This window comes from Oceanobacillus longus, from assembly GCF_042650085.1.
Lineage (GTDB): Bacteria > Bacillota > Bacilli > Bacillales > Amphibacillaceae > Oceanobacillus > Oceanobacillus longus.
This window is the reverse complement of the sequence record NZ_JBHSAO010000011.1, coordinates 199,475-224,260: the sequence shown is the minus strand read 5'-3', so window position 1 is coordinate 224,260 and position 24,786 is coordinate 199,475. Positions and strand designations below refer to the sequence as shown.

Sequence of the window (24,786 nt, the reverse complement as noted above, 5' to 3'; positions counted from 1 at the left end):
GTGGAATAAACTACTTAGTAGGAGGCTGTTTTTCTATTAATGAACTACTCACTGTAGTGATTTTCTCAGCTTCACTACTTCTTCTATTCCTAATTTCGTTAATTTGGCAATGTGCTCATCTGAGAAACCTTCACGCATTAACTCTTGCGCAAGCATCTTTTTCGTTTCTTCCCGGCCCTCATCTTTCGCATCAGCAAATAACTCAGCTATTGTGGGTGGTAGTTTCTCTTTTTCAGCTCTCATCGTGTGCGACGTCTCCTTTCCTATTAATGGTCTGATATCTTCACTTAATTTCTTTTTTAACTCGGCTGGAACGCGGAGTAGATAATCAATGAAGTAGAATAAACTAGTAAGATATGTGCGGGTATCTTCACGTTGCGAACTAAATTTTTGTAGAATTTCAATCATTAGTTTTCGTTTAAAAAGGTAACGTTTATGTGACTCATTTTTCGTTTTACTCGCATAAATGCCAGCTAAAACTGCTGCAGCAAATGGGTTCGATGATTGCTCCAATTGTTCGATGTCTTTCCCATGGAATTCGTACATATTATATGCATATTCAAGTTCGGAATAACTAAACCGATTAGATTTACTCGACTGTTCGGCATCTGTTATTAAGGCAATAGCATAAATTTCCCGGTTAAATTTATCGTAAATTTTATAAAAGTATTTGAACATCCGCTCTGAAAATTCCTTCTCCGCTATTCCCTGGACTTCCACATGAACCAAAATCCACCTTTCCTTACCACTTTTCATAAAGACCTTCACAATTTGATCCGCATTAACCCTCCCTTTCTTTTCAATTATTACTTCTTTAAAAAGCTCCTGCTGCAGAAAGTTCGGCTCTATCGTAAAGTCAATTTCTTCATACAGATCCGGAGCGAAAAACAGCATAAACTCTTCGAATAATTCCCCAATTAGTTTTTTCCATAGCCCATCCTGATCTGGTTGTATAGCTTTATAATCTGAAACATCTTCAAGAACAGTAATTATTGCCATTATTTTACCACATCCTTTTGTGAATATGAATTTCTTGTTGCAGCTACTTTGGGGAGATTGCACACCTCCCAAGCTTTGTCGCTCAACTTCGACGGAGGACTGCGCGACTTCTGGAAGTTATTGCTCAACTTCAGCTGAGAATCGCGCGAATTTCCGGCTTTATTGCTCAACTTCAACCAAGGTTCGCGCAACTTCCCAGCTTTATTGCTCAACTTCAACCAAGGTTCGCGCAACTTCCCAGCTTTATTGCTCAACTTCAACCAAGAATCGCGCAACTTCCGGCTTTATTGCTCAACTTCAACCAAGGTTCGCGCAACTTCCCAGCTTTATTGCTCAACTTCAACCAAGAATCGCGCATCTTCCAGGCTTTATTGCTCAACTTCTCCCAAGAATCGCGCAACTTCCCAGCTTTATTGCTCAACTTCTCCCAAGAATCGCGCATCTTCCTCCCCTCTTTATTTCAGCTTAATCCATATTTTATGCTCCTTTTGATAGGCAAGGTTACTGGATTGCAGTAATCGTGTAGCTAGGCTTCTTGAATTAATTTTCAAAAAGCGCATGCATTCTTTGTTCGATATTGCATTTCCTGAACATAATAGGTAATCATATATTGCTCTTTTATGTGCATGTTTGGAATGTTTATTACAGCGTGGACATAGCCAGTTTGCGTATATTCGCTCCATCCCCAATCTTCCACATTCCGGACACTGCACCCCGGGTAACAAATCACTCATCTTCACCCCATGCTTGGCCATAATATCTTTATCAAAATTGATGCATTCTCTCTTGATTTCATATCCGAGTTTTTGATGGGGCAAGGTTGAGCGATCTGTCAGACTCTGCTCTATATCCATGATTTTTTTGGGTATATGCTCTCCGCGCGCTACCACTTTAGCAATGGCTTCCTGATTACCTATAACTTCAATGATCGTTTCCGGATTACTGATTGCGATAAGATAGTAGATTGGACGGTTGAGGAGGCTTCTTTCCTGTAGCCAGTTTTGTAATTTAATCTGTTGAAATTCGACCTGTGTGATGGGGTGATGAAAACCTGTTTCGTTTTCACCGTCGTCGCGAGTGAATTGATTTAGGATGGTGTTGAAGATGATTTTTCCATTGTAGTTTTTCACTTCGATGAGGTAAATCGCGTGGTCTGTGATTAGAAGATTGTCTATCTGGAACGTTTGGCCGTTTACTTTTAAGCAAACATCTGGAAGGATGGTATATCTCTGGGCGAGCATGGACAAGTAATAATCAACTTTTATTTCCCCGATATATCCTTTATGCGATTTTGCTAGCTCATATTGAATTTCGCTCAAACGTGGGAAGTTTTGTGGGATTCTCGGTGTGAGGGCTTCGTATTTTTGAAGAATAAGAGGTTTTGGACGTTTACTCATTTTACACGCACTCCTTTCTTTCTATATATATATTATATGCAATAGGTTCGAATTATCAATTTGCTAAAATTCAATTTTCTTAAATTACACGAAGCCGAAATTTCCCCAGGGCGTTTGGAAAATTAAATTTCAATTTATCGAAAGCAGCTTTATTCCGTTTTCATACATTTTTAGGCTTTTTTGCTGGAAATATGTCAATTTATGTTTGGACGAATGTATGCTATATTATAAATATCAGGAGAGGAAGGTGAATGACATGGAAAAGGAAGATCAGATTATTGGAATGCTTGAGAAGATTATGGGTACCTTGGATGAGCATGGTCGTATTCTTAAAGAGCATAGTAAAAAGCATGATGAACACAGTGCTCAGTTTAAGGAACACGGAACTCAACTCAAAGAACATGGTCAACTATTAACAGCACTTCGGTCTGGACAAGAACATCTGAAAGCAGAGATCGATGGAATGAAGATTGGCAACGCGAAAGAATTTGGTGCATTAAAAGAGGAAATCAGTCTTGTCTCTACGAATCAAGAGCTTATACGTGAAGACACGTGGGCAAATAAAGTAGACATACATCGGATTAAAAATACAATGGGAATAAAATAAAAAATAAACCCCATATCCTACCTCCTAAGAAAAAGTCTACTAAAATTATAATACCTCATAACAAACCCGACCAGGAAACCACAATCCCAGTCGGGTTCACTTTTCGGAAGCACGGGGACGGTTCTCTTGCTTCCATTATTTTGAAACGGAAGCAGAAGTACCGTCCCCATGCTTCCAATTAATCGCTACAATCCCGACTGCTACGAGCGCGATTGATCCGATGATAAATAAATTCATCTCTTCCCCAGGGATAAACAGTGCAGATAAAACTGTTCCGGCAACCGGTACGACAAATTTATACATGCTGATTTCGCCAGCTTTGTTGTATTTGAGCAGCGAATACCAGAGCGCAAAAGCGACCGCGGAAAGGATTGCGGAATAGATGAACAGGCCCGTACCAAGCGGATTGAAGATAATCGCATTCTCCTCCAACTGAGGAAGACCGATGACAAGCAAGATTGCTGCACCAATCGTTAGCTGCCAGCCTGTTAACGCAAATGGATGGATTCCCGTGGCAAGTTCCTTCGCCATAATCGTCCCCATCGCTCCTGTCAAAGCAGCCAAAATCATATAACCTTCACCAGTCAGTTGAAAGCTTAACTCAAACGACTGCCCCCAGTTCGCTACGATAATACCTGTAAATCCAGCAATCAGTCCAATCGTTTTATTCCAATTCATCTTGTCATTTTTATAAAAATAATGTGCGATAAGAACGGTGAAAAAAGTTCCGCTGGACGACAGAATCGCACCTTGCATTCCAGATACTTTTGCTAATCCATTGTAAAAGAAAAAGTATTGTAGTGACGTTTGCACAATGCCCAGAATTACCAAGACGAGGATCTGCCGACGCGTCACCAGCAAATGCCGCGGACTCGTAAGCAATAATCCAACCAGCACAATCAAACCGGCGAGAAGGAAACGCAATCCCGCAAATACGACTTTCGCAATCGTATCATCCGGTGCCATTTGCAGCTCTTCATAACTTATTTTCAGAACTGGAAATGCGCTCCCCATAATAAGGAACAGAAAATCGCAATGCCAATCACGGACCATTTATTTTGAAATAGATTATTCATATTCATGATGTCATCTCCTAAGTAATACAACCAATAGTATATCTTATTTGATGGTGGGGCATTTAGCAAATGAAGTGACTTGGGCGGGGTTGATGTGGGGCGGGGCAATGGTGGAGCTGTGTGATAACTATTCTTTTTTGTGCGATCCCATACCAAAGTTGCGCGATAACCCTACAATCTTGCGCAATTCCATACCAAAGTTGCGCGATAACCCTCAGTTCTTGCGCGATCCCATACCAAAGTTGCGCGATAACCTTCCAATCTTGCGCAATCCCATATCAAAGTTGCGCGATAACCCTACAATCTTGCGCAATACCATACCAAAGTTGCGCGATAACCCTCAATTCTTGCGCAATTCCATATCAAAGTTGCGCGATAACCCTCAGTTCTTGCGCAATCCAATACCAAAGTCGTGCGATAACCCTCAATTCTTGCGCAATCCCATATCAAAATTGTGCAATAACACCCTTACACCAAGCCAATATAATGAAAACCTCTTTCAATCTAAACAACCTCCATCAACAATATTGTAATAATCCCTCCCCCTCTAAAATAAACTCTATAAAACAAGCTTTATCTGGAGGGATATGTATGAGTGTTGAAAATCTGGTGATATCAGAGGAAATGTTAGCGAGATATTATGACCTTAATAAGATGAAGAAAGAAATAGAAGCTGAAATGAATCAGTTGAAATCTAATTTCCATGCTTACATGGATCAATATGCGGGTGCTAATCAAAAGGGAGAAATCACGGAAGGCAGATATAAATTACTAAGGCAGATCCGAAAATCCGAGAAGTTTAGTGAGAAGGATACGGTGGCACGATTGGAAAAACTGCAGATGGATGACTTAATTAAAGTTGTTGAAAAGCCGGATGATGGTAAAATCAATGCAGCGATTGAGCTAGGACTGTTGGCTGAAGAGGATTTGGAAGATTGCAGAATAACGAGTTACTCTCCAGCTATTGCTGTGAAGAAGGTATAACTAACGAAAGGGGGATGAGTAAGCACTCATCCCCCTTTCTATTATTCGACAAAATTCGGGAAGTGACAGGCACCAATTGTCGGTACCAATTATCATTAAAGGTTTTCGTTGATGAATTGAATGGTTTTGTCTATGTGTTCGATGATATCCGTGTCGTGGCCTGCGAATGGATAGATTTCCATTGATTTTGGTGCCTGAAGTTGATTGTACACTCCATAGATTGGCATTGGCGGGCATATGAGGTCTTTTAATCCAACAGACATTCTAGTCTTACAGCTTATCCGCTCCGAAAGGTTTAGATTATCAAAATAAGTAAGATTGTCATAAACACTTTCAATGTGTTCGGGATATTTATGCAGGTAAGCGTCTACTGCTGTTAGCGACCCTTCAAACTTTTGTTCCATTGCCAATGGGATGTCACACATGTTCGGCATATCCGCAATAGCTAATTTAGGACGGTTGTCCAATGCTGCGACAGCCAGGGTAATACCACCACCCATGCTGGCACCCATAAGGCCAATTCGCTGTTCGTCAATCTCTGGTCTGGAAGCGGCGAAGTCTATTGCTCGAACCCCATCTACGTAGACCTTTCTATAATAATATTCATTTTTATCAAGAATTCCTTTTGTCACCCATGTCCCCATACCATCAGAAGAATAACTTGAATAATCCCCGCTTCTCCCTTGCCCTCTGCAGTCTACCGCGATTACTGCATAGCCCTGAATTACCCATTTCATATAATTGGACACAGACTGCTTATGCCCTCTATATCCATGAAAAATAATCAGACATGGCAATTTTCCATCGTGGTTCTTTGGCAATATATAATGTGCATGTAAAGGTGTATGATCAAAACCATGATAAGTGAGTTCGTATGCTTGAATTTCTTTTATCGGATAATTAAGGTCCGTCAACTTCTCATGAAGTGGCTTATCTCTTGCTTCATTAAGTGTTCGTTTCCAGAATGTATCATGATCGTCTTTCATGGACCGAACAGCCTCGTAGGATTCCAGCTGGCTTATTTTTTCTTTTATATGATGCATGGATTTACCTCCTGCAATAAGATACATTTTGGCTACTGCTTGTCTCTATTCTTTAATCCTGCAAAGCTTCCTCGTCAGCAATAATCGTTACATTGCTGTGTTTTTGTAAGATGGATGCCGGGAAATCTTCTGAAATCTCACCATTTAGAAGTCGATCCAATGCTTCCCGCTTATTTGCACCAGAAACAAGTAACAGAATTTCTTTGCTTTCCATAATCGTTTCAATCCCCATCGTTATTGCTTTATCAGGGACGTCATCGAGAGAATCGAAAAACCGAGCATTTGCCTGGCGTGTTGATTGGTCCAAATCAACGATATGTGTTCTGCTAGAGAAAGGTGTTCCAGGTTCATTAAAACCAATATGTCCGTTAAGTCCAAGTCCAAGAACCTGAATATCAACTTGTTCCGCATCTTTAATTTTCTTCTCATAATCCTGACATTCTTTTTCTAAATTCTCAGCTACACCATTTGGCACATGAACACGTTCAATTGCGATATCAATATGTTTGAATAACTTTTCATTCATAAAATGATGGTAACTATTCGGGTCGTCATTTTCCAATCCTACATATTCATCTAAATTAAATGTCAATACGTCCTTAAAGGTTACTTCCTGCGCGTTATATTTTTCAATCAAACGTTTGTACAAACCTTCTGGAGTGGAGCCTGTAGCCAATCCGAGCACAGGACTTTGCACCTGTTTAATCTTATTTATAATAAAAGAGCACGCTTGAGAACTCATTTCATCATAATCTTTTACCTTCATTATTTCCAAATCCCTTTACCTCCTAATATTTATCGACATAATTCGGGGAGTGACAGGCACCTCCGTCACCTGCCATTCCATTAATCAAACGTTTGATTAATTGTTTTATTTTCCTTCAAATGCAATAATACCACGGGCGATGGTGTATTTTATATTTAAATGATCATCAACTAGTAAAATATCTGCATCTTTCCCTACTTCAATACTTCCTTTTCTATCGTAGACACCAATCTGTTTGGCTGGGTTTACCGAGGCCATTTCGATGATATTCTCGATCGAAACGCCATCGAGCTTGAGCATTTGCTGTGCTCCTTCATTCATTTTCAAGATACTTCCTGCTAATGTACCATCTTTTAGTACAGCTTGGCCGTTCTCTACCTTAACCGGCTGCCCGCCAAGTTCGTAATCACCATCGGCTAACCCTTTTGCACGCATAGCATCAGTAATCAGTATGAGCCGCTCACTGCCCATATTGTTATAAATAAGCTGCAGCATCTCCGCTGATATATGAATGCCGTCTGCAATAACTTCCCCCCGCAGCTCTTTCAACTGGAATGCAGCACCAACCACACCAATATCACGGTGATGAATCCCTGACATGGCATTGCATAAATGTGTCACCTGTTGGACGCCATAAGAAACCGCCGTCTTCATGCCTGCAAAATCTATTCCCGTATGTCCCGCAGAGACATTGACACCCAACTCTCTTAAATATGTAATAAAGGAGCCATCGCTATCATGTTCCGGCGCCATTGTTATTGTCTTAATTTTGTTTCCAGAAAGGTGTTGCCACTGGTCAAATTGCTGCTTATTTGGTTCGATTATATATTCCATCGGCTGTGCTCCGGCCTTGGTCTTTTCAATAAAAGGACCTTCCAAGTGTATGCCAAACATTTCAGCTTGTCCGGGCTTATTTTTATAATTTGCAACATTGATTAATGCTTTTTCAATGTTTTCAGGTGCGTTTGTTATGGTTGTTGCAAGAAAACTCGTCGTACCTTCCTGTGGCAATGCAGTCGCCATTGTATCCAATGCTTCTTCGGTGGCATCCATCACGTCTGCCCCATGCGTACCATGGATATGGCCGTCGATAAATCCTGGAATCGCTATGAGGTTGGAGGCCTCAATTACTTGGCAATTTGCAGGGATTTGGCTCGGTTCACTTGAAGTAATCGTGGATATTTTTCCATTTTCCAATAGGAGTGAGCCATGTGAAATGATTTCCTTTTCGGAGTAAATCTTTATATTTTTGATTAAGATTGGAGTCGGATTAACCAGTGTAATCATTCCTTTCAAAAACGAACTGGATATTCAGATGAATATCCAGTTTTTTATTATTGATTCTCTAACACCTTGTTATCACTAATATATTTTATTCACAACCGCTTTTGCAGTCTTCTGTTTCATCTCTAGTGCTTTATCTTTTGTTTGCAGTGCTAAACCAGTACATAAAAGATCAACAACAAATAGCTGAGAAATTTTAGCTGTCAATGAACCACCTTCAAGGGGGGATTCTTTAGCGCCACCAAGTAAAACAATGTCAGCAAATTGGGTGATCGGTGAACGGGAGTAATACGTTATAGCAATAATTTTGGCCCCCGCTTTTTTTGCTATTTCGATTGATTCCAATGAATCTCTCGTACTTCCCGATATACTAAGTCCGACAACAACATCGTCTTCTGTGAGTGTTGCTGCGGACATTGCTTGTAAGTGTGAATCGGTTATTGCTTCTGACGATTTACCAATTCGTAACAACCTGCTTTTTGCATCCAATGCTGTTATTCCCGAGGTTCCTACACCAAAGAAGTTAATCGTTCGTGCATTATTCAATAGGTCGATAGCAGCTTCTAAATCTTTTTCAATAATCATGGAGGCTGTATTTTCGATTGCCTTGATTGTATTTCCGCTGATTGATTGTACAAAATTGGCTGCATCTGAGTTATCTTTGTCCTTTTCACCTTCAGATAAATTTTGAGCAATCGTTAATTTAAATTCCTGGTACCCTTTTAATCCTATCTTTCTGCAAAATCTAAGTACGGTAGTTTCTCCCACGCCTGCTTCATCAGCCAAATCGGTAACCGAATAATATATAACCTGATCCAAATTTTCCTGTACAAATGTTGCTACCTTTTGCTCTGAGTTGGTTAGTGATGGATAGTAACTATTTATTATTTCTGTCATAGGCATCTTCATGTATCTACCATCCTTATCCGTATTAATTGGTATTGCTAAATTCTATGTAAGAGGCAAAAAATCTTGCCTCCGATTACGCGTTTAATCTTCTAATTTTTTCAACAGACCTGGTACCGTATGCGGAGCTTTTGTTTGTTCATCAAATACTTCTTCCAACAATGGCCACCAATCGTACATCTCAATATATACTAAATCAAACAGCATAATTCCGTGCATCTTATCTTCTGTCATTTCTATTGCCTTCTTGAATGCTTCTGGTCGATTTTCATATTGTAACAGGAAGAGACTTCCATAAGTAAACGTATCGTATTGTGTCACTTCCATGCTTAGGTCTGCTGCACCTTCCACACTATACCAATATGGTAACCCTTTTGCATCCGATTCTTCAATCGTAACGTCACCATAGTATAGACCCGTCATCAAGAAATCCAAATGTCCTGCATAACCCGTTTCATTATAATCAGGGGCAGCCCAGTCATATTCAGGGGTGTACTTTTTACTTCCCCAGTTAACTCCCTCGCTGTAATAGAGCGGATGCCAGGAACCAACATACGTATTAAATAATACATCCTGATCCTTAGATTTCACTAAATCCTTCGTTTCCTCAAAGAAATCATGAATGTTTTCTGCGCGCCACTTAATCCATTCCTGATAGTGCGGTCCAGGAACATTTACCTTTTGATTCCCATTGTATTCCACTGTAAAAATATCTTCCGGCCAATTTTCCACTTGTTGGCCAATTTCTGCTTCAAACTTCTCTCTGCTCAAATCACTAAAGTCTGTATAAATATTGTTGTATCTTGCCCTGTCCAGCGTGATTCCATCGATATCGTAATTGGTTAGAAGTTCCGTGATCACGTTCCAATTATAGTCTTTTACCTCGGGATTTATTGGATTCATGAAAGCTGCTGTAGCATTTGTTTCTTCAACAGGTTTTAAGTCTGTTTCTGTTTGTGTAATATCAAGCGATTCGCCAATATCAAAATTTTCCAATACCCACTGACGCGCAGTACCATGCGCAGATACCACATATCCATCTTCTGGCACTACTACCTCTTGATCACCTACAATTACCTGGTCAATGATATCGACTACTATACCATCCTCCACTTTCACATCAAGACCCCAGCGATTTGCTGGAGATACTTCATTTGCTTCTGGTGTATAAATAATTAATTGATTTGTACGACGTTCCCTATCAAATCCATCAATACGATTGATGTTTCCATCTTCATCTGCAAGGATCCGATTCACATCGTATACAACGGTTTGCCATTCTGGATGATCGATGGAAGGCCCTTGGTGATATGGAACACTTCCTGCTGAGAAGGTGTTAATGTTCAAGTGTACTTCCATATCATATTTTTTTGCTTCTTGTAGTACCGTTTCAATTAAATCATAACCTTCAGGAAATTTGTCATATCCAGGAATTGTAGACGTACTTAAATGTGGTGAATATTCACTTGGATATGCTACAAATCCAGTTGAATTTTTTACATCCAATACAATGGTGTTGAAATTAGCCTTTGCTGTCTTGCCGACAATGTCTGCTACCTTTTCCTTTGAATTCAAATTCTCTATGTTGGCACTCAAGTCGTACCATAAAATGCGTGCTTTCATATTTTTATTTCCAACCAAATTCTCTAGCACTTTTTCTCGTGATTGATTTTCAGCATGTACGGTATTAACACTTAGAAGTACTAACATGGTGGCCAGTAATACCCAAAAAAATTTCTTGAATTTTTTTTGATTCATTTATTACACCACTTTCATAAGGTTGATTTATATTGAACTCCAGATTAAATAACGACTTGGCCCCTTTCTGATCAAAGACTGAGTTGCAATCATACATGTTTAACGGCTAAGGCTCTAACAAACTTTTCTGTAATATGTTGTGGCCTTGTTATTGCTGATCCTACTACAACTGCATGTGCTCCTTTTTCCAGGAGCATACTTACTTCTTCAGGCTTATTGACCCTTCCCTCTGCAATTACCGGTTGACTTGTTAACCTACAAAGCTCCTCTACTAATCCTATATCGGGACCACAGGCCTCACTTTTTGTGTACGAGGTGTAACCTGATAATGTGGTAGAAACACAATCTGCCCCATCTTCCAATGCTCTCAATCCTTCTTCTACTGTTGAAATATCCGCTAGCACTAATACGCCTTGTTGTTTAATATAATTGATTAAGTCATAAAGATTTTCATCATTTGGACGCTTTCTCCGTGTTGCATCGAGTGCAATCATATCGACTCCAGCATGTAGCAACTCATCTATTTCCTTTTTGGTTGCTGTGATATAAACTTCACTGTCCTCGTAATTCCGCTTGACAAGGCCAATAATTGGCAAATTTGTAACCTTTTTGATTGCCTTGATATCGTCACTTCCATTTGCCCTTATCCCGGCAGCGCCACCTTGTTCTGCTGCGACTGCCATCTTAGCCATTACTTGTGAACCATGTAGCGGTTCATCCTCCAGAGCTTGACAAGAGACAATCAATTTCCCTTTAACTTTATTCAACATTTCCGACTTTTCCATTTCATCACCACTGTTTATACTAATCTATAAGATTATTATTTTTGTTCTATACCGTTAACACCATTCCATCATAAGCAACACCAATTCCATTCGGTTCCAATAATGCTTTTAAATCTTTGTGCAATAATCCCGTATTGTGCGAGAAATGGGTTGCAATAATTTGAGAATCTTTATGGAAAACACCTTTTTCCATAAAGAGCGAATTAATTTCCTTTATTGCAGCGATATTCATATGATTCGCTTTTTCATCGATTAATCCGTTTGTACAATCTAAAATAGCAACATCGATTTTTTGTTCGGATAACCAGTGAAACGTTTCTTCCGGAAACATTCCTGTGTCATGCCCATAAAGACAGGCCCTGTTATCCTTTTCAATAAAATAGATAAAGCTTTCCTCGTCAGGTTTATGGTCTGCAGGTAATGGGGTGACTTTTGACCCATCGATTTCGTATGTCTCAAAAGCATGAAGTAAAACGATATTAAAATACGCTTTAAGACTACTAAACTTCTCTTTACACCTATTTACAACCGTTTGATTCCCATAAATGGTAAGGGGATTCCCAAAGTCTGTTGCGAAACCTGGAGTGCGCATCCTCAAATCGTCCAAGTAGAAATGATCGTGATGCGTATGGGTAATTATCAGATGTTCGAAATTGGTAATAGGTTTTCCATCACGTAAAACATGTAAAAATGAATCGGGTGGAAAATCGATTTTGATATTGCCATCAATTAGAGCCGACGTGCGCGTTCGTATATCTTTCCCACCTAACTTTCTAGCATCTTGACACGTATCACAATTGCAGAATATACCTGGAAAACCTTCCGCAGCACTCGTACCTAGTAATTGAATTTCCATCCTTACCCTCCCATTATTCAGCGATTCTTTGTAAACTTTCATACTTTGTTTCAATTTTAGCTTTTACGATTTGGTTCATACATGTTATCCATAAAAAGGTTACGGCACCTGATAAAAAGAGGAATGCAACAGGATAGATAAACGTAACCAACCCAATCGCCACTACCCCTAAAATATTGATGAACGTCCAATGCATATAGGAAAATCCTCTGAAAAAAGCTGCCTTCATAATTTCCTTTACACTACCTTCTAATTCTATAATCATCGGAAAGCCATAAAAACTTACAACGAATAATAGAAACAAGAAAATGGACAGGGTAATGATTAGTACATTCCACATCAGATGACTCTCAAAAGAAAGAAATAATCGAATATCTATAAAAAGGATAAAAAAGGTCACCCCTAACAAATAACCCATTGCTTGCGATTTCCAAAAATTATTTTGAAAAGCGGTTTTAAATGTATTCCAAACCGGTACATCCTTATTCCCTTTTGTCCATTCATTTGTTACCGTAAAAGCAGCTGATGTAGCTGGAAAAACACTAAATAGGAACAACCCAGCCACTGAGGCTAATACCCATAACACATTAAGCTTTACAATTCGTATAAACCAATCAAATCCAGCAAAGATACCAGAAGTTACCGTATCCAAATAGACACCCTCCTTCTTCATTCCATTTTTATCCCTTCACGGAGCTGGAATAAGCAGCTTCGATAAAGTAGCGTTGGAATGCAACAAATACGATGATTATCGGAATTAATGCAATCATCGCTCCAGCAGCAACGAGTCTTGTATTAGCAGAAAATGCTCCTTGGAGTTGATACAAACCAAGTGTGATCGGATATGTTTCCGGATTATTAAGGATAAGTAACGGCCAAAGAAAACTATTCCATGCTCCCATAAAACTAAGTATGGCGAGAACACCCAACATTGGCTTAACCATCGGAAACATGATTTTCCAAAACACTTGCCACACGTTAGCCCCGTCAATGATGGCAGATTCTTCAACTTCTTTAGGAATCCCCATAAAGCCTTGTCGCATTAGAAAAATACCCATAACACTAATTGCTCCCGGAAGTATCACACCTGTATATGAGCCCATTAACCCTAACTTATCGATAATTAAGTAGGTCGGAATCATGGTAACTTCTCCCGGAATCATCATTGTTGCAATAACTAGCATAAATACAAAATTCCGGCCCTTAAAACGCATTCTTGCTAGCGGGAAAGCTGCAAAGGAACATAATATTAAGGGAAGTACGACACCAAACACAGTAAGTATGACACTATTCAATAAATATCTCGGTATCGGTAATGTATTCCATACCGTGATAAAGTTATCTAATGTAATATTGTTTGGTATTAATTGTGGTGGAATGGAAAATAGAACATCATTTGCTCCCTTTAAAGAAGTCGAAAGTGCAAACAAAAAGGGTACAATCGTAATACAAGTGATGATAATCAAGAATAAGTAAGATATTGATCCACTAAATAAATTTCGTTTATTTAACCCTTTTCGGGAATTGCCTGATCTTGGTTTTTTGCCTTTATTGTTTGCCATCTTTTTTTTATTTTCTTCAATCACTACCGGTTGTTCCAACGTATTCACCTCCATTATTTATTGGGGTTATTATCCAACAATTTTTGGTTTATCAGTGTGATAAATAGGATAACCACAAATAAAATAAACGAAATTGCACTTGCATACCCCATCTCAAGATTTGTAAATGCTTCTTCAAACACGAGATATACCGCTGTTTTAGATGCATTTAATGGTCCACCGTCTGTCATGGTTAACATTAACGTAAATTCCTTAAATGCTCCCATCGTTGATATAACAGCTACAAAGAAAATCATTGGTTTAATCATCGGTATTGTAATATGTAAGTGTTTCCTCCAAAAACCTGCTCCATCTAATTCAGCTGCCTCATATAAGTCTTTTGGAACACCTTGCAAAGCTGCTAAATAGAAAAGCATATAGTAACCAAACCCCTGCCATATTGTTACAATTGCCAGTGCAGGCATAACCGTTAATGTATTTGTTAACCAGCCAATTGGATCGATTCCTACAAGACTTAACAAATAATTAATGATTCCCTGTTCAGCAAACATCCAACTGAAAAGAATCGCAGTTACAACGACAGAAACTAATGTCGGAAAATAAAAAATAAGCCTAAAAATCTTAACACCTCTAATTTTCTGGTTTACTAATATGGCTACAAAAATAGGTAATACTACCAATGCTGGTGTAACCAGTAACCAGTAATAAACCGTGTTAAACATGGCCTTTCTAAATGTTGCATCTTTAAATGCCTCAATATAATTCGATAAACCGATAAATTCCAATGGACGAAACACATTGTAGTTTGTAAAACTCAATACGAAAGCTGCGATACCTGGAATAAATGTAAAAAGAAGCAGTAGTAGTAGTGGTAGGGTTAAAAATCCCCAAGCATGTCTTGCTTTATACATTGGATAACCTCCTTTAAAGCGTATTGGACCTCCGAAACGGAGGTCCTGCAAAAATTATTGAAGACTATTATTAACTGCTGCTTCCGCTTCTTCAAGTGCTTCAGCTGGATCCTTATCTTCCAAAATCACTTGTTGGAAAGCGGTATGAATGATGTCATTGATTTCAGCTACATTCTCTGTAGCAGGAGTCATATTCTCAGCAATAGCCAGTGATTGCGCTGCATAATATCTTCCTCGTTCCGTTGCATCTTCTGAATCTGCTCCCTCTTCAAAGAATGCATCATTCGCTGCTTCTTCAACTGGAGGTAATACAGATGCAAGTTTGCCAAATTCCAATTGGTTCTCTGCATTTGTAACAAATTTTGCAAACGCAACAGCCGCTTCTTTTGATTCACTAGTTTCTGCCACTGCGATATTCATTGGATTCGCATGTTGTTTTCCTGCTTTTCCTTCAAGTGCTGGAGCAGCTACGGATTTTTCATAGACTTCCGGTGAAAGGTCGTTAACCTGACGGAAAAGCTGAGGTCCTGTTGACCACCAAGCTACTTTTTCTTGTGCGTATAGTTCTGCCATTGCTACTTGATTAAGCATAATATCTAATGGGAATAAGCCTTCCTCGTGATATTTTTTAAAGCTTGCCCATAGTTCTACAGCTTCCGGTGTATTAAAAGCCGCTGCTGTATAATCTTCATTCAAGATATTAATATTATTTTTCGGGAATAACAAATGCATATCTGGCGCAATAATTTCTCCATATGCTCCAGTTTTTTCAAGAATCGTTGCAGACATTTCCCAAGCTTCCTCATAAGTTGCAGGTGGTTCCTCAAAGCCTGCTTCTTCAAGAAGATCTGGATTATAAATCATGCCACTCGTCGTTGTATACCAAGGTAGTGCATAAACAGAACCGTTTACGCCACCAGTTTCCCAAAGCCCTTCAAAGAAAGTATCTTTAACATCTGCTGCAGCCTCGTCCATGTTAACAAGTGCTCCATTTGCAGCTATTTTTTTCACAAATTCTGTATTTAGATTCATTACATCCGGCATATCTCCACTGGAGGCTGATGTTAGGATGATTTGTTCAACTTGGTCATAAGGAACGTCTCGAACAGTAACTGTTACTTCTGGATGTTCCGCTTCAAAGTCTACTTTTAAGTCATTCAAATATTCATCAAACGTTGGGCTTAACGAGATTGTCATAAATTCAATTTCTCCGGATAATGCATCCGAGCTACCTTCATCAGCAGATGTATCTTCACTTGTTTCTTCTGCGTCATTATCAGTAGCATCTGTCTCTTCTGCGTCATCACCTGAACATGCAGTAATAAATACTAAGATAGCTCCTAACACAAGCATCATTAATAATTTTTCTCTCATCTTTAAACTCTTCAAACCAATTACCTCCCTGTTATCTTTTTTATTTTTAAACTACGTAATGGAATAAACCTCCTTTTTATGTAATAAAAGTGAATAACTTCTTCTTAACCAATTATAAACATACGGTTTATATATGTCAATTGAATTTTTTGAAAACTAAGACATATTTATTCTGTTTTATATTTTTTTATCAAAATGCATGAACTTCGGGCCAATGAAGGCTGACTCCTCCATCTTCCAGTAAATTTTGTAATCGCTTAATTTGTTTTGAGTTATTGTATATATCATGTAAACCCGTATCCGAATGAATAGAAAATACAGCTAACGTTCCAGCTGCTTCCCCGATATTCCATTCCACAGGATGTACCCTAAAACAACCATTCGTGATCTGGGTCGATCCAATATTTTTACATGCAGGAATCAAATTCTTTATTCTTACTGGAATTAAGCTTCCCAATGGTATTTCAAATGGATAACTTTTTGCATAAAATAAGCGATTGCTTTCAGTGGTAGGATGTAAATCGATTCGATACGCACCAATACCGACGGAATCTTCTAATTTTTTAATTCCTGAATCCCCACGTATTTCTGCATTAATATGTTCCTCTACAACCGTCTGTAAAGCTTTGATTCTACGGGACTCACGGATGTACGGGTGCATTGCAAAACCATCATCTGTTCCTGTAATGTCCGGGCGAAGCTTTAGTTCTGGATAACCTTGACCACCGTCATCTCTTGGTGCTTCCGTTTGTAACCAATATAGTAATGATAGGCTTAACTGTTTGGCACCTTCTAAATGTGTTGCCTTTTCTTCTTCACTAACATCGATAATGGACCCTAACCAATAATCATTTTGTGGCCAATTTATCAGAGAAATATCACCGTTAAAGAAATTAGTTGCGAATTGGCTTGCATCTATAATTCTACGGTAATCCCATAATGGCAGTTTGTTACTATCGTCTTTAAATAGCGGTAATTTCCTTGATTCCCCTGTATGGGCATCTGGAATAAATACACTTAATTGGTCATGGTTTAAAAACGGTGCACGATAGTTCCGCCAAAATTCATACTGCTCCGGTTTCTCAATCGTATGATTCTCACCCTTTGCAAACTCAAGAGCAAATACATGTGTGATCGATTGAATATCTTGTGGGTTACTTTCGTCTAAAGCATGGGACTCCCCTGTTTCACTTCTCGACTCTGCCCCGATGGAATATTCCGCACCGGCTAGTGGCAATACATCCCCAAGTTCTGTAGCATCAAGGAAAAATTCTGCTTCAATTTCTATTTCGTCATCCGTTAGTAGGTTTTGTACAACTACTTGTTTAATTTCATCATTCCTGACGTCAACTCTCTTAATCTTATGTTCCAGCAATAATTGAATTTGGCCATTTGATAGATAAGGCTGTAGAAAGTCGTAGATGATTTTTAGTGCAACTTTTGGTTCGTGTGCAATTCTGCTTACCCAACCGTTTCCAGGATTTAAACGATTGTTTTTTTGAGCATTTTCATTTAATGGATAATTCTTTTTATAATAATCTCTGATTTCATTTCTGAACTTCCGATACGTTTCTGTGCAGCCAAATTCTTCTATCCAAGGATGCTCATCTGGTGGGACTGCCTGACTTGTAAGCTGTCCGCCAATCCATTTCGTTTCCTCTGTCAGCACAACTTTCTTTCCAAGCTTCGCAGCTGACAGCGCCGCCATACACCCTCCGATGCCCCCACCTATAATTGCTATATCTTTTTTCAAGAGAAACCCTCCTGTTCATTGGATTTTAACTGGATACCAATCTCAAATGTTCGATCCCACGGAAGATAAATGGAATCGATATGGTACCTCATGTTCGTTTTATTAATCAGTTGGATTGACTGATGGTGGAATAATTCCTTCACCTTTTCCAGAAGCACTTCCCTTTGTCCTTCTTCTTCATTTACTATTTTTCGGACTTCCTGTCTTACAATCGTTTGATATAAGTAATCATCAAGTAAGCGTACTAGAAATTGCTTATCCTTTACCTGATTGGTTGATCTGCCTTGTTTATCAGCTAAATAAACCAATGCTGCCTGTGCCACTGCGGTTCCTATTGTATTGCCAGCTGTATTCCATGCAGCGAATCCAGAAAGTTGTTGGATTGAAAAAATGGATAATAATTGGGGAATCATAGCTGGATCTGCTCCATTTGCATAGGCAACATCCGCTATTGCGACCCGTTTATCGTTTTTATAATAATAATGAAGTTTTCTTACCCATTCGCCCAAATTTCTATCATTTGTATCAACTTCATTTAAATTCACTTGTATTGCCAAATCACCTTGTTTCCTTCCTGGCACATTAACACCAAGTATGATATGTGCTTCTTCCGGGTGTTCAACTGTATGACTTCCAAATGCATAGACCTGTCCCTTTACAGACTCAAGAAGTGGCCGGTCTTCATACATTGCAATCGATAATGCACCCTTCATCCCACTGTATATCGGATAAAAAGTTGGGAGTTCTTCCTCTTCCAGTTGATAGATTATTCTCGCTGTGAGCACACTTGCCACTTCATCTGCTCCAGGATAAATATAGATTCTTTCATACAGGTTTTTTTCAAACACTTTCTCCTTTAATTGTTCTTGCTCCATAATATTTAACCCGTACTCACTCGTATCATCTTGAGGAAATATTAATATATCGATAACCCCTTGTTCAACATAATCAATTAATGAAAGATTGATTACAAAGTTCCGATCCCGACTCACAAGATAGTCGTTTAGGATGCTGTCTGGTATTTTATTTTTCAGATCCGTAACAATGGCCATGTCTTCACTCAACCCATATTTTTGAAAAAGGTGGTGATGATAGGAATAGGACCATATTTCTTTTCCATACTCTTTCCAGTAATCCTTTTCTTCTTGATTCACATAACTATTGGACAGACGCATCGTTGAACTGAAGGCCATTATTTGGATATGCGGATATTCTTGTTTTATTTTTAAAAACCTTTCCAATCTCTCCTTTATGATCGTTTCACTATCGCTGTTGATTCTGGAAGGAACCAAGCCACCGTACAGTATCATGTCAATGGATACAACGAACCCTTCCACCATTGCTGCAGTATCTTTCATCCACTGAAACAAGGCGGAAAAGTCAGCAGCTTTTTTCAAAAACCCAAGTGCTGCTTTTGGCGGGGTGATTAATTCCCAATCTGCAAGCTGTGCAAGGTCCTTCGGTAAATCATAGGTTACAGGCCTTGCATCTACTGGTATTAAAGCTAACTTTCTACTCATTTACATCCCTCTTTAGCTTTTATTAGATGTGTTCAATTCCTCTGCAAGGATATCCCACCAATTGTAATCCTCTAAGTAAACCGTATCAAAGAGCATCACGCCGGCTGATTTTTCCTTACACATTTTAATCGCTTTTCTAAATTGATCTGGATTGTTTGTATAGTCTTTGAGAAACAAGCTTCCGACTACAGGTATACTGCCATTAATAACTTCCAGGCTTTTGTCAATTGCACCTTCCACACTGTACCACGTGGCAGGGCGCCCATTTTGTTCCGATTCCTGGACCTCTACCTCTGGATAGTAGCAGCCCGTCATGATGAAATCGAGCTGTTCTGCTAATCCGGAAACATGGTACGTTTCGGAAGTCCAATCAAGGTCTGGATGGTATGTTTCACTGCCCCAATTGACGCCTTCACTGTAATAAAGCGGATACCATGAGCCTACATAATCAGAAAATATAAGATCGGGACTTACTGCCTTTACAGTATCTCTTGCCATACTAATAAATTTCTTAATATTAAGCGCACGCCACTCTGCCCATTTAGGGAACAAGCTTGCAAATCTAACTTCCTTTGTTTCCTTGTCAATCGTAAAAATATCCTCTGGCCAATTTGTCACTTTCTTATCGATATACGATTCGAAGTTATTTCTGCTAAGGTCACTGAAATCACCATAGATATTTGGATAACGGCATCTGTCCACCACAATGCCATCTAGTTCATAGGTACATATTTCTTTTATAATATTAAGTTCATACTCTCTTACTTCCGGATGGATTGGATTAACAAAAATGGTTGCTGCATCGGAATATTCAGCAGCATTTGATTCATTGGAAGCGGCTTCATTATAAAATGTAACTTGCCACTCCGGCTTATCATATGCCATGCCATCTCGAGAAGATGTGATTCCTTCTGAAAAGATATCAACATTTGCCAGAACTTTAATATCCTTGATATCCTTCATTTTGCTTAAAAATTCTTTAAGAAAATCACGACCCTTCCATGCGTTAAACGTACCATCCGACCAGCTACTAATATGATACGCATACTTACTCGGAAAAGTAGTTTGACCAAAAGGCACTTTCGCATCAATGATCATATGTGTGATTCCTGACTTAACTGCATGATTAATTAACTTTACTTGTTCCTCCTCATCTGCCAAACGCTCCCCATTCGCTAAAAAATCCACCCATAGAATAGTAGGACTTTCGGTAAACATCTCTTTCATTACAATCACCCTCCAATTATTTACTTGTAGCCCATACTTGATAGGCCGCTCCAATAAGTCCAGTATCATAACCTAATTTTGATACCTTCATCTCGACACCTTTCACTAACGATGGCATCCCGATTGCATTCACCTTGTTTTGCACTTCCTCAATCAACCAACGATTTGCCTCTGCAAGCCCTCCTCCAAAGATAATTAACGATGGATTGAACGTATGGATCATATTTACAATGCCAAAAGATAGTGCAGTAATTGCTTGATCGATGACCTCTTTTGCTTCAGGCAGTCCCGTTTTATTCCACTCGAAAACCTCCTTACTTGTGAGCATATCAGGGTGTTCTGTATAAGAAATTCGTTTTCCTGCATCTATGCTATTTAATTTTTCTCTCATTCGATTGGCGATACCAGTCCCGGATGCATAGGTTTCGATACATCCTTTGGAACCACAGTTACAATCTGGTCCATTGAAATTTACGGACATATGACCTAATTCGGCCGCTCCTCCCCATTTACCACGAATCACATTTCCATCAGATACAATTCCACCACCAATCCCTGTTCCTAGTGTCAGACAAACGAGGTCATCTACTCCTTTACCGCTTCCAAGTTGATGTTCTGCGATTGCGAACGTATTTGCATCATTATCGAGATAGATTGGAAGGTTCGTTGTATGTGAAAGTGATTCTCGTATATCAATATTGTTCCAGTCTTTAATATTTACAGTACCTGAAAGAATTCTTCCGTTCTTATAATCGATTTGCCCTGCAGAACCTATCCCCACGCTTACTAGATTAATATTTTCTTCGGTTGCAAGCTTCATATACTCGGATACGGTTTGTTTTAATAGATCTACTATTTCTCGATTTGTGGAGTTAGGAGTTGGATGAATTCTTTTATATCGTACATTGCCTTGCTGCCCTACAATTCCAGTAGCAATCTTCGTACCTCCTATATCTATTCCGATACTATATTCCATTCCATTCTCTCCCGGCTTTATTATGTATTTAAGAAGAATAATTTCACTATATTTATTTCAGGTGGATAATTCCTCCAATTTAGATTATAAATTATTCTGAACTATTAATCAATCGTTAACAGAAAATTAACTATTATTTAAAAGTAGTGAGGTAATATCCCTCATTTATAATTTTTTTAGGGTTAGAATATTTGGAGTAATATAAGAAATGCACTCTTTCTATTCCTCTCCAGCAAGAGAGTATATTTGAAAGAGTGCTCCCCTATATAACTTTAACTAATACTCTACGACAAACTCTCTTATTTGTGCCCAAGACGATTGATCTGTAAGCACTTTAAACCTAACAAATCTTGCCTCTTCGTCATTTAAATCGATAGATATTTCGGCTTGATCACGAAACTCACCTAATACCTTCCAATTACTTCCATCATTTGAAATTTCTATAGCACCATGTTTAATATAATCACTTGGTCTTGGAACAACACCACTTGTTGAGGCCATATAAACTTGTATTTTACTTATCGTTTTTAATTCACCTAGATCGACCCCAACATAATCCCCCTCTTTAGGAGAGCCAAGTGTCCAATAAAGGGTTTCCATATTTCCATCTACAATATGATCAAGAGAATAACTGCTATATTCTCCAATGGTAGAGAATGGTCCAGCTTCAGCTCTGCCACCAAGCCACGTATCATTTTCAGTTAGTGCTTGATTAATAAACGGTTCTATTACATTGTGTGCATACGATTTTATATTTGGTATTTGATATAAACCTTTTTCAATTATAATCATAACCGTATTATCTTCTACAGAGACATTGGCACCAACTATTGAGTTATTTTCCAGCCAATCTCCATCACCGCCTGAATGGACACTTAGTACGTAACCATTTTCCGGGATTACTGAATTGTTACCATCCACAGACGTTACCTTACCGTCTATGACCGTAATTTCATAGCCCCATTCATTAGTACCTGTAGTCTTCCCATGTTCGGGTGTATACATTACCAATTCAGCCCACCCTCTAGCCTGATTAACTCCATCCAAGTGCCGAGATGCTGATTGGTTCTCCTCATACTCTACGTCCGTTGTATCATTAGCTAGAACATTATCCAATTGGCTTCTATATTGTGCAGTTAGCTCTTTATCTCCTTCTTGTTGGGCAAGTAACATTTGAACCGCCAATTGTCCTGCTTTACCGAAATGCCTCATTTTATCTATCCATGGATTCATCTCTTCTACAAATTCCTTGTTACTATAATTATTTTGTAGTTCATCTGCAGTATTTTCGAGATTAATAAACTCATTTAACAAATCATTTCCATCTTCTCCTACATTAGCTTGTTCATATGAACGCCAGAACAATTCTATCAATAAGGTCAATGTTGGTGATTCATCTTGACTAAGATGGGAAGACAATGCATTTTCTGCAAAAGTAGTGACTTCTTCTACAAAGGGACCTGCAAAATTATCAATACTCGCTTCCCATGACTTCTGAGCATCATAGTCGTCTGGATTCCAAGTATAATCAGCTATTGTAAACAAAGGAATTTTAGAAGCCTCCGCATGTTCCATTGGGTTTGCTGTTAACCCATTAACTCCGTGTTCTGTTAGATCAGCATCCCTACCAGTTAGCGGTCCTAAAAATAACCTATGACTGGAAAAATCATTAACAGGGTGATTATCCCATATCAACAAATCATGTTGAAAGATATTAGAAATTCTCTCAGCATCCTCATTAGTAATAGTATCCGTTGTAATTCCAATGCCTGTCCAATATACTAGAACACTTGGATCAACCAGCTCAGCAAACTGTTCTCTATAAACGCTTGTACCTTCTTGATAATATTCTGTAGGAACTGTAATTAGACGATTTGCACCTTCATGTGTTTCAATAAATTCTTCCTGAAACTTGTTTAACAAATACGCTTGCGCAGAGGCGGATGGACTAGGCTCATCTCCGAACATATCCTCATCTATCTCACAATTCATTTCCAAAAATATGTCATCAAGCAATATAGCAAAATCTCGAACTCCTAAATCCCATAATTCATCAGCTTTATCTAAAAGCAAATCAAAATCACTATTATCTGCATAACAAATATCCAGACCTGGGGAAATTGTGAAGACAAAATTCACATGATTATCCTCCGCAGTTTGTACTAATTCTCCAAGTTGATTAAGCTTTTCAATTGGATAGGGTTCTCTCCATTCATCCCGATGATAAGGATCATCTTTTGGAGCGTAGACATACGTATTCATTTTATTATCCGCATAAAATTTTATTTGGTCTATCCGTTCTTCTTGTGACCATGGTATACCATAAAAGCCCTCTATAACGCCCCTAATTGGCATTTCTGGATAATCCTTTATTACTATCTCAGGCACTTTAGCTCGACCAGTATGAGAGTTAATAATTTGTTTAAGTGTTTTCACTCCATAATATGCACCTTCCCAATCTGACCCAGCAATAATAATTTTTTTCTTCCCACCATTGGCATGACCCGATGCTAGTATATATCCCTCATTAGGAAGAGCACTTTCAAGCTCTACATCTAAAGAATTTAATTGAGAAATAATTGATGTGTCCTCTGGATTGTTTGTTAAATATATTGTAACTGGTGTAGTTGGATGATCTGAAGGAAGAAATATCTGTATATTCTTTACGTTAAAAGATGTTAATGTTCTTTCTAATTCATTTAAAACAGTTTGGTCATATTCAGCAGGCAGAACAATCCCAACTTTTGGTGTTAATGGAAACTCCCCACCTCTTGTCTCCATGCTCTGTGGATTAGGGTAAACAGTAATATTTGAATTGTCTTCTTCCGCCAACACTTTAGAATTTATACCTACACTACTTAAGACTAACCATGTCAAAAATAGTACTGAAACAAATGTAAACCTGTGTTTTGGAATATCCTTCATTTTTTACACCCTCCTTGTATTTTACTACTCTATACCGAAAGACTAAAAAGCAATGATTAGCGAGGGTACCCATTTTG

The 24,786-nt window shown here is 38.7% G+C and carries 21 protein-coding genes; 2 read left to right on the top strand and 19 right to left on the bottom strand.

Annotation, left to right across the window (positions count from 1 at the left end; translation table 11 throughout):
* Positions 1-48 precede the first annotated feature (48 nt).
* Together ACFOUV_RS15030 and ACFOUV_RS15025 are read right to left on the bottom strand one after the other, a co-directional pair.
* Positions 49-999 (bottom strand): hypothetical protein, encoded by a 951-nt coding sequence (locus tag ACFOUV_RS15030; RefSeq protein WP_379497600.1) that lies wholly within the window; start codon positions 997-999, stop codon positions 49-51.
* Between the two features lie 455 nt (positions 1,000-1,454).
* Positions 1,455-2,396: a nuclease-related domain-containing protein gene (locus ACFOUV_RS15025; protein WP_379497599.1), complete on the bottom strand. Its 942-nt coding sequence runs from the start codon at positions 2,394-2,396 to the stop codon at positions 1,455-1,457.
* A gap of 256 nt (positions 2,397-2,652) precedes the next feature.
* Between ACFOUV_RS15025 and ACFOUV_RS15020 the strand changes: the two genes are divergently transcribed.
* The gene (locus tag ACFOUV_RS15020) at positions 2,653-3,003 is read left to right on the top strand and encodes a hypothetical protein (RefSeq protein WP_379497598.1); all 351 of its coding nucleotides are present in this window, start codon (positions 2,653-2,655) and stop codon (positions 3,001-3,003) included.
* Positions 3,004-3,138: 135 nt separating this feature from the next.
* On the opposite strand, the gene ACFOUV_RS15015 is transcribed toward ACFOUV_RS15020, so the two are convergent.
* On the bottom strand, positions 3,139-3,969 hold the full coding sequence (locus tag ACFOUV_RS15015) for a DMT family transporter (RefSeq protein ID WP_379497597.1): 831 nt from the start codon (positions 3,967-3,969) through the stop codon (positions 3,139-3,141).
* Positions 3,970-4,670: 701 nt separating this feature from the next.
* Between ACFOUV_RS15015 and ACFOUV_RS15010 the strand changes: the two genes are divergently transcribed.
* The gene (locus ACFOUV_RS15010) at positions 4,671-5,063 is read left to right on the top strand and encodes a hypothetical protein (protein ID WP_379497596.1); all 393 of its coding nucleotides are present in this window, start codon (positions 4,671-4,673) and stop codon (positions 5,061-5,063) included.
* A 95-nt stretch (positions 5,064-5,158) separates the two neighbouring features.
* Here ACFOUV_RS15010 and ACFOUV_RS15005 read toward each other — a convergent pair whose 3' ends face one another.
* The 16 genes from ACFOUV_RS15005 to ACFOUV_RS14930 form a co-directional block, all read right to left on the bottom strand.
* Positions 5,159-6,106 carry an acetylxylan esterase gene (locus tag ACFOUV_RS15005; protein WP_379497595.1) on the bottom strand — a complete coding sequence of 316 codons (948 nt, stop codon included), beginning with the start codon at positions 6,104-6,106 and terminating at the stop codon, positions 5,159-5,161.
* Between the two features lie 52 nt (positions 6,107-6,158).
* Positions 6,159-6,881 carry a glucosamine-6-phosphate deaminase gene (gene nagB, locus ACFOUV_RS15000; protein WP_379497594.1) on the bottom strand — a complete coding sequence of 241 codons (723 nt, stop codon included), beginning with the start codon at positions 6,879-6,881 and terminating at the stop codon, positions 6,159-6,161.
* A gap of 96 nt (positions 6,882-6,977) precedes the next feature.
* On the bottom strand, positions 6,978-8,159 hold the full coding sequence (nagA, locus tag ACFOUV_RS14995) for an N-acetylglucosamine-6-phosphate deacetylase (protein WP_379497593.1): 1,182 nt from the start codon (positions 8,157-8,159) through the stop codon (positions 6,978-6,980).
* A 75-nt stretch (positions 8,160-8,234) separates the two neighbouring features.
* Positions 8,235-9,065 carry a MurR/RpiR family transcriptional regulator gene (locus ACFOUV_RS14990; protein ID WP_379497592.1) on the bottom strand — a complete coding sequence of 277 codons (831 nt, stop codon included), beginning with the start codon at positions 9,063-9,065 and terminating at the stop codon, positions 8,235-8,237.
* Positions 9,066-9,146: 81 nt separating this feature from the next.
* Complete coding sequence (locus tag ACFOUV_RS14985) at positions 9,147-10,820, bottom strand: alpha amylase family protein (protein WP_379497591.1); 1,674 nt, start codon at positions 10,818-10,820, stop codon at positions 9,147-9,149.
* 89 nt (positions 10,821-10,909) lie between these two features.
* Positions 10,910-11,605, bottom strand: a complete 696-nt coding sequence (locus ACFOUV_RS14980; RefSeq protein ID WP_379497590.1) for an N-acetylmannosamine-6-phosphate 2-epimerase — start codon at positions 11,603-11,605, stop codon at positions 10,910-10,912.
* Positions 11,606-11,651: 46 nt separating this feature from the next.
* Positions 11,652-12,461, bottom strand: a complete 810-nt coding sequence (locus tag ACFOUV_RS14975; protein ID WP_379497589.1) for an MBL fold metallo-hydrolase — start codon at positions 12,459-12,461, stop codon at positions 11,652-11,654.
* A gap of 13 nt (positions 12,462-12,474) precedes the next feature.
* Positions 12,475-13,134 carry a YesL family protein gene (locus tag ACFOUV_RS14970; RefSeq protein WP_379497588.1) on the bottom strand — a complete coding sequence of 220 codons (660 nt, stop codon included), beginning with the start codon at positions 13,132-13,134 and terminating at the stop codon, positions 12,475-12,477.
* A gap of 7 nt (positions 13,135-13,141) precedes the next feature.
* Positions 13,142-14,062, bottom strand: coding sequence for a carbohydrate ABC transporter permease (locus ACFOUV_RS14965; RefSeq protein WP_379497587.1), 921 nt, complete (start codon positions 14,060-14,062; stop codon positions 13,142-13,144).
* A 14-nt stretch (positions 14,063-14,076) separates the two neighbouring features.
* Positions 14,077-14,934, bottom strand: a complete 858-nt coding sequence (locus tag ACFOUV_RS14960; RefSeq protein WP_379497586.1) for a carbohydrate ABC transporter permease — start codon at positions 14,932-14,934, stop codon at positions 14,077-14,079.
* 54 nt (positions 14,935-14,988) lie between these two features.
* Entirely contained in the window at positions 14,989-16,323 is a 1,335-nt protein-coding gene (locus ACFOUV_RS14955; RefSeq protein ID WP_379497585.1) for an ABC transporter substrate-binding protein, read from the bottom strand.
* A gap of 175 nt (positions 16,324-16,498) precedes the next feature.
* Positions 16,499-18,061: an FAD-dependent oxidoreductase gene (locus ACFOUV_RS14950; RefSeq protein ID WP_379497584.1), complete on the bottom strand. Its 1,563-nt coding sequence runs from the start codon at positions 18,059-18,061 to the stop codon at positions 16,499-16,501.
* Positions 18,058-19,581 (bottom strand): DUF4127 family protein, encoded by a 1,524-nt coding sequence (locus ACFOUV_RS14945; RefSeq protein WP_379497583.1) that lies wholly within the window; start codon positions 19,579-19,581, stop codon positions 18,058-18,060. Before ACFOUV_RS14945 ends, ACFOUV_RS14950 begins: the two co-directional genes overlap by 4 nt.
* Positions 19,582-19,593: 12 nt before the next feature.
* Positions 19,594-20,808, bottom strand: coding sequence for an alpha amylase family protein (locus ACFOUV_RS14940; protein WP_379497582.1), 1,215 nt, complete (start codon positions 20,806-20,808; stop codon positions 19,594-19,596).
* Positions 20,809-20,824: 16 nt separating this feature from the next.
* Entirely contained in the window at positions 20,825-21,784 is a 960-nt protein-coding gene (locus ACFOUV_RS14935) for an ROK family protein (protein WP_379497581.1), read from the bottom strand.
* Between the two features lie 276 nt (positions 21,785-22,060).
* Complete coding sequence (locus ACFOUV_RS14930; RefSeq protein ID WP_379497580.1) at positions 22,061-24,709, bottom strand: beta-N-acetylglucosaminidase domain-containing protein; 2,649 nt, start codon at positions 24,707-24,709, stop codon at positions 22,061-22,063.
* Between the last annotated feature and the right edge of the window lie 77 nt (positions 24,710-24,786).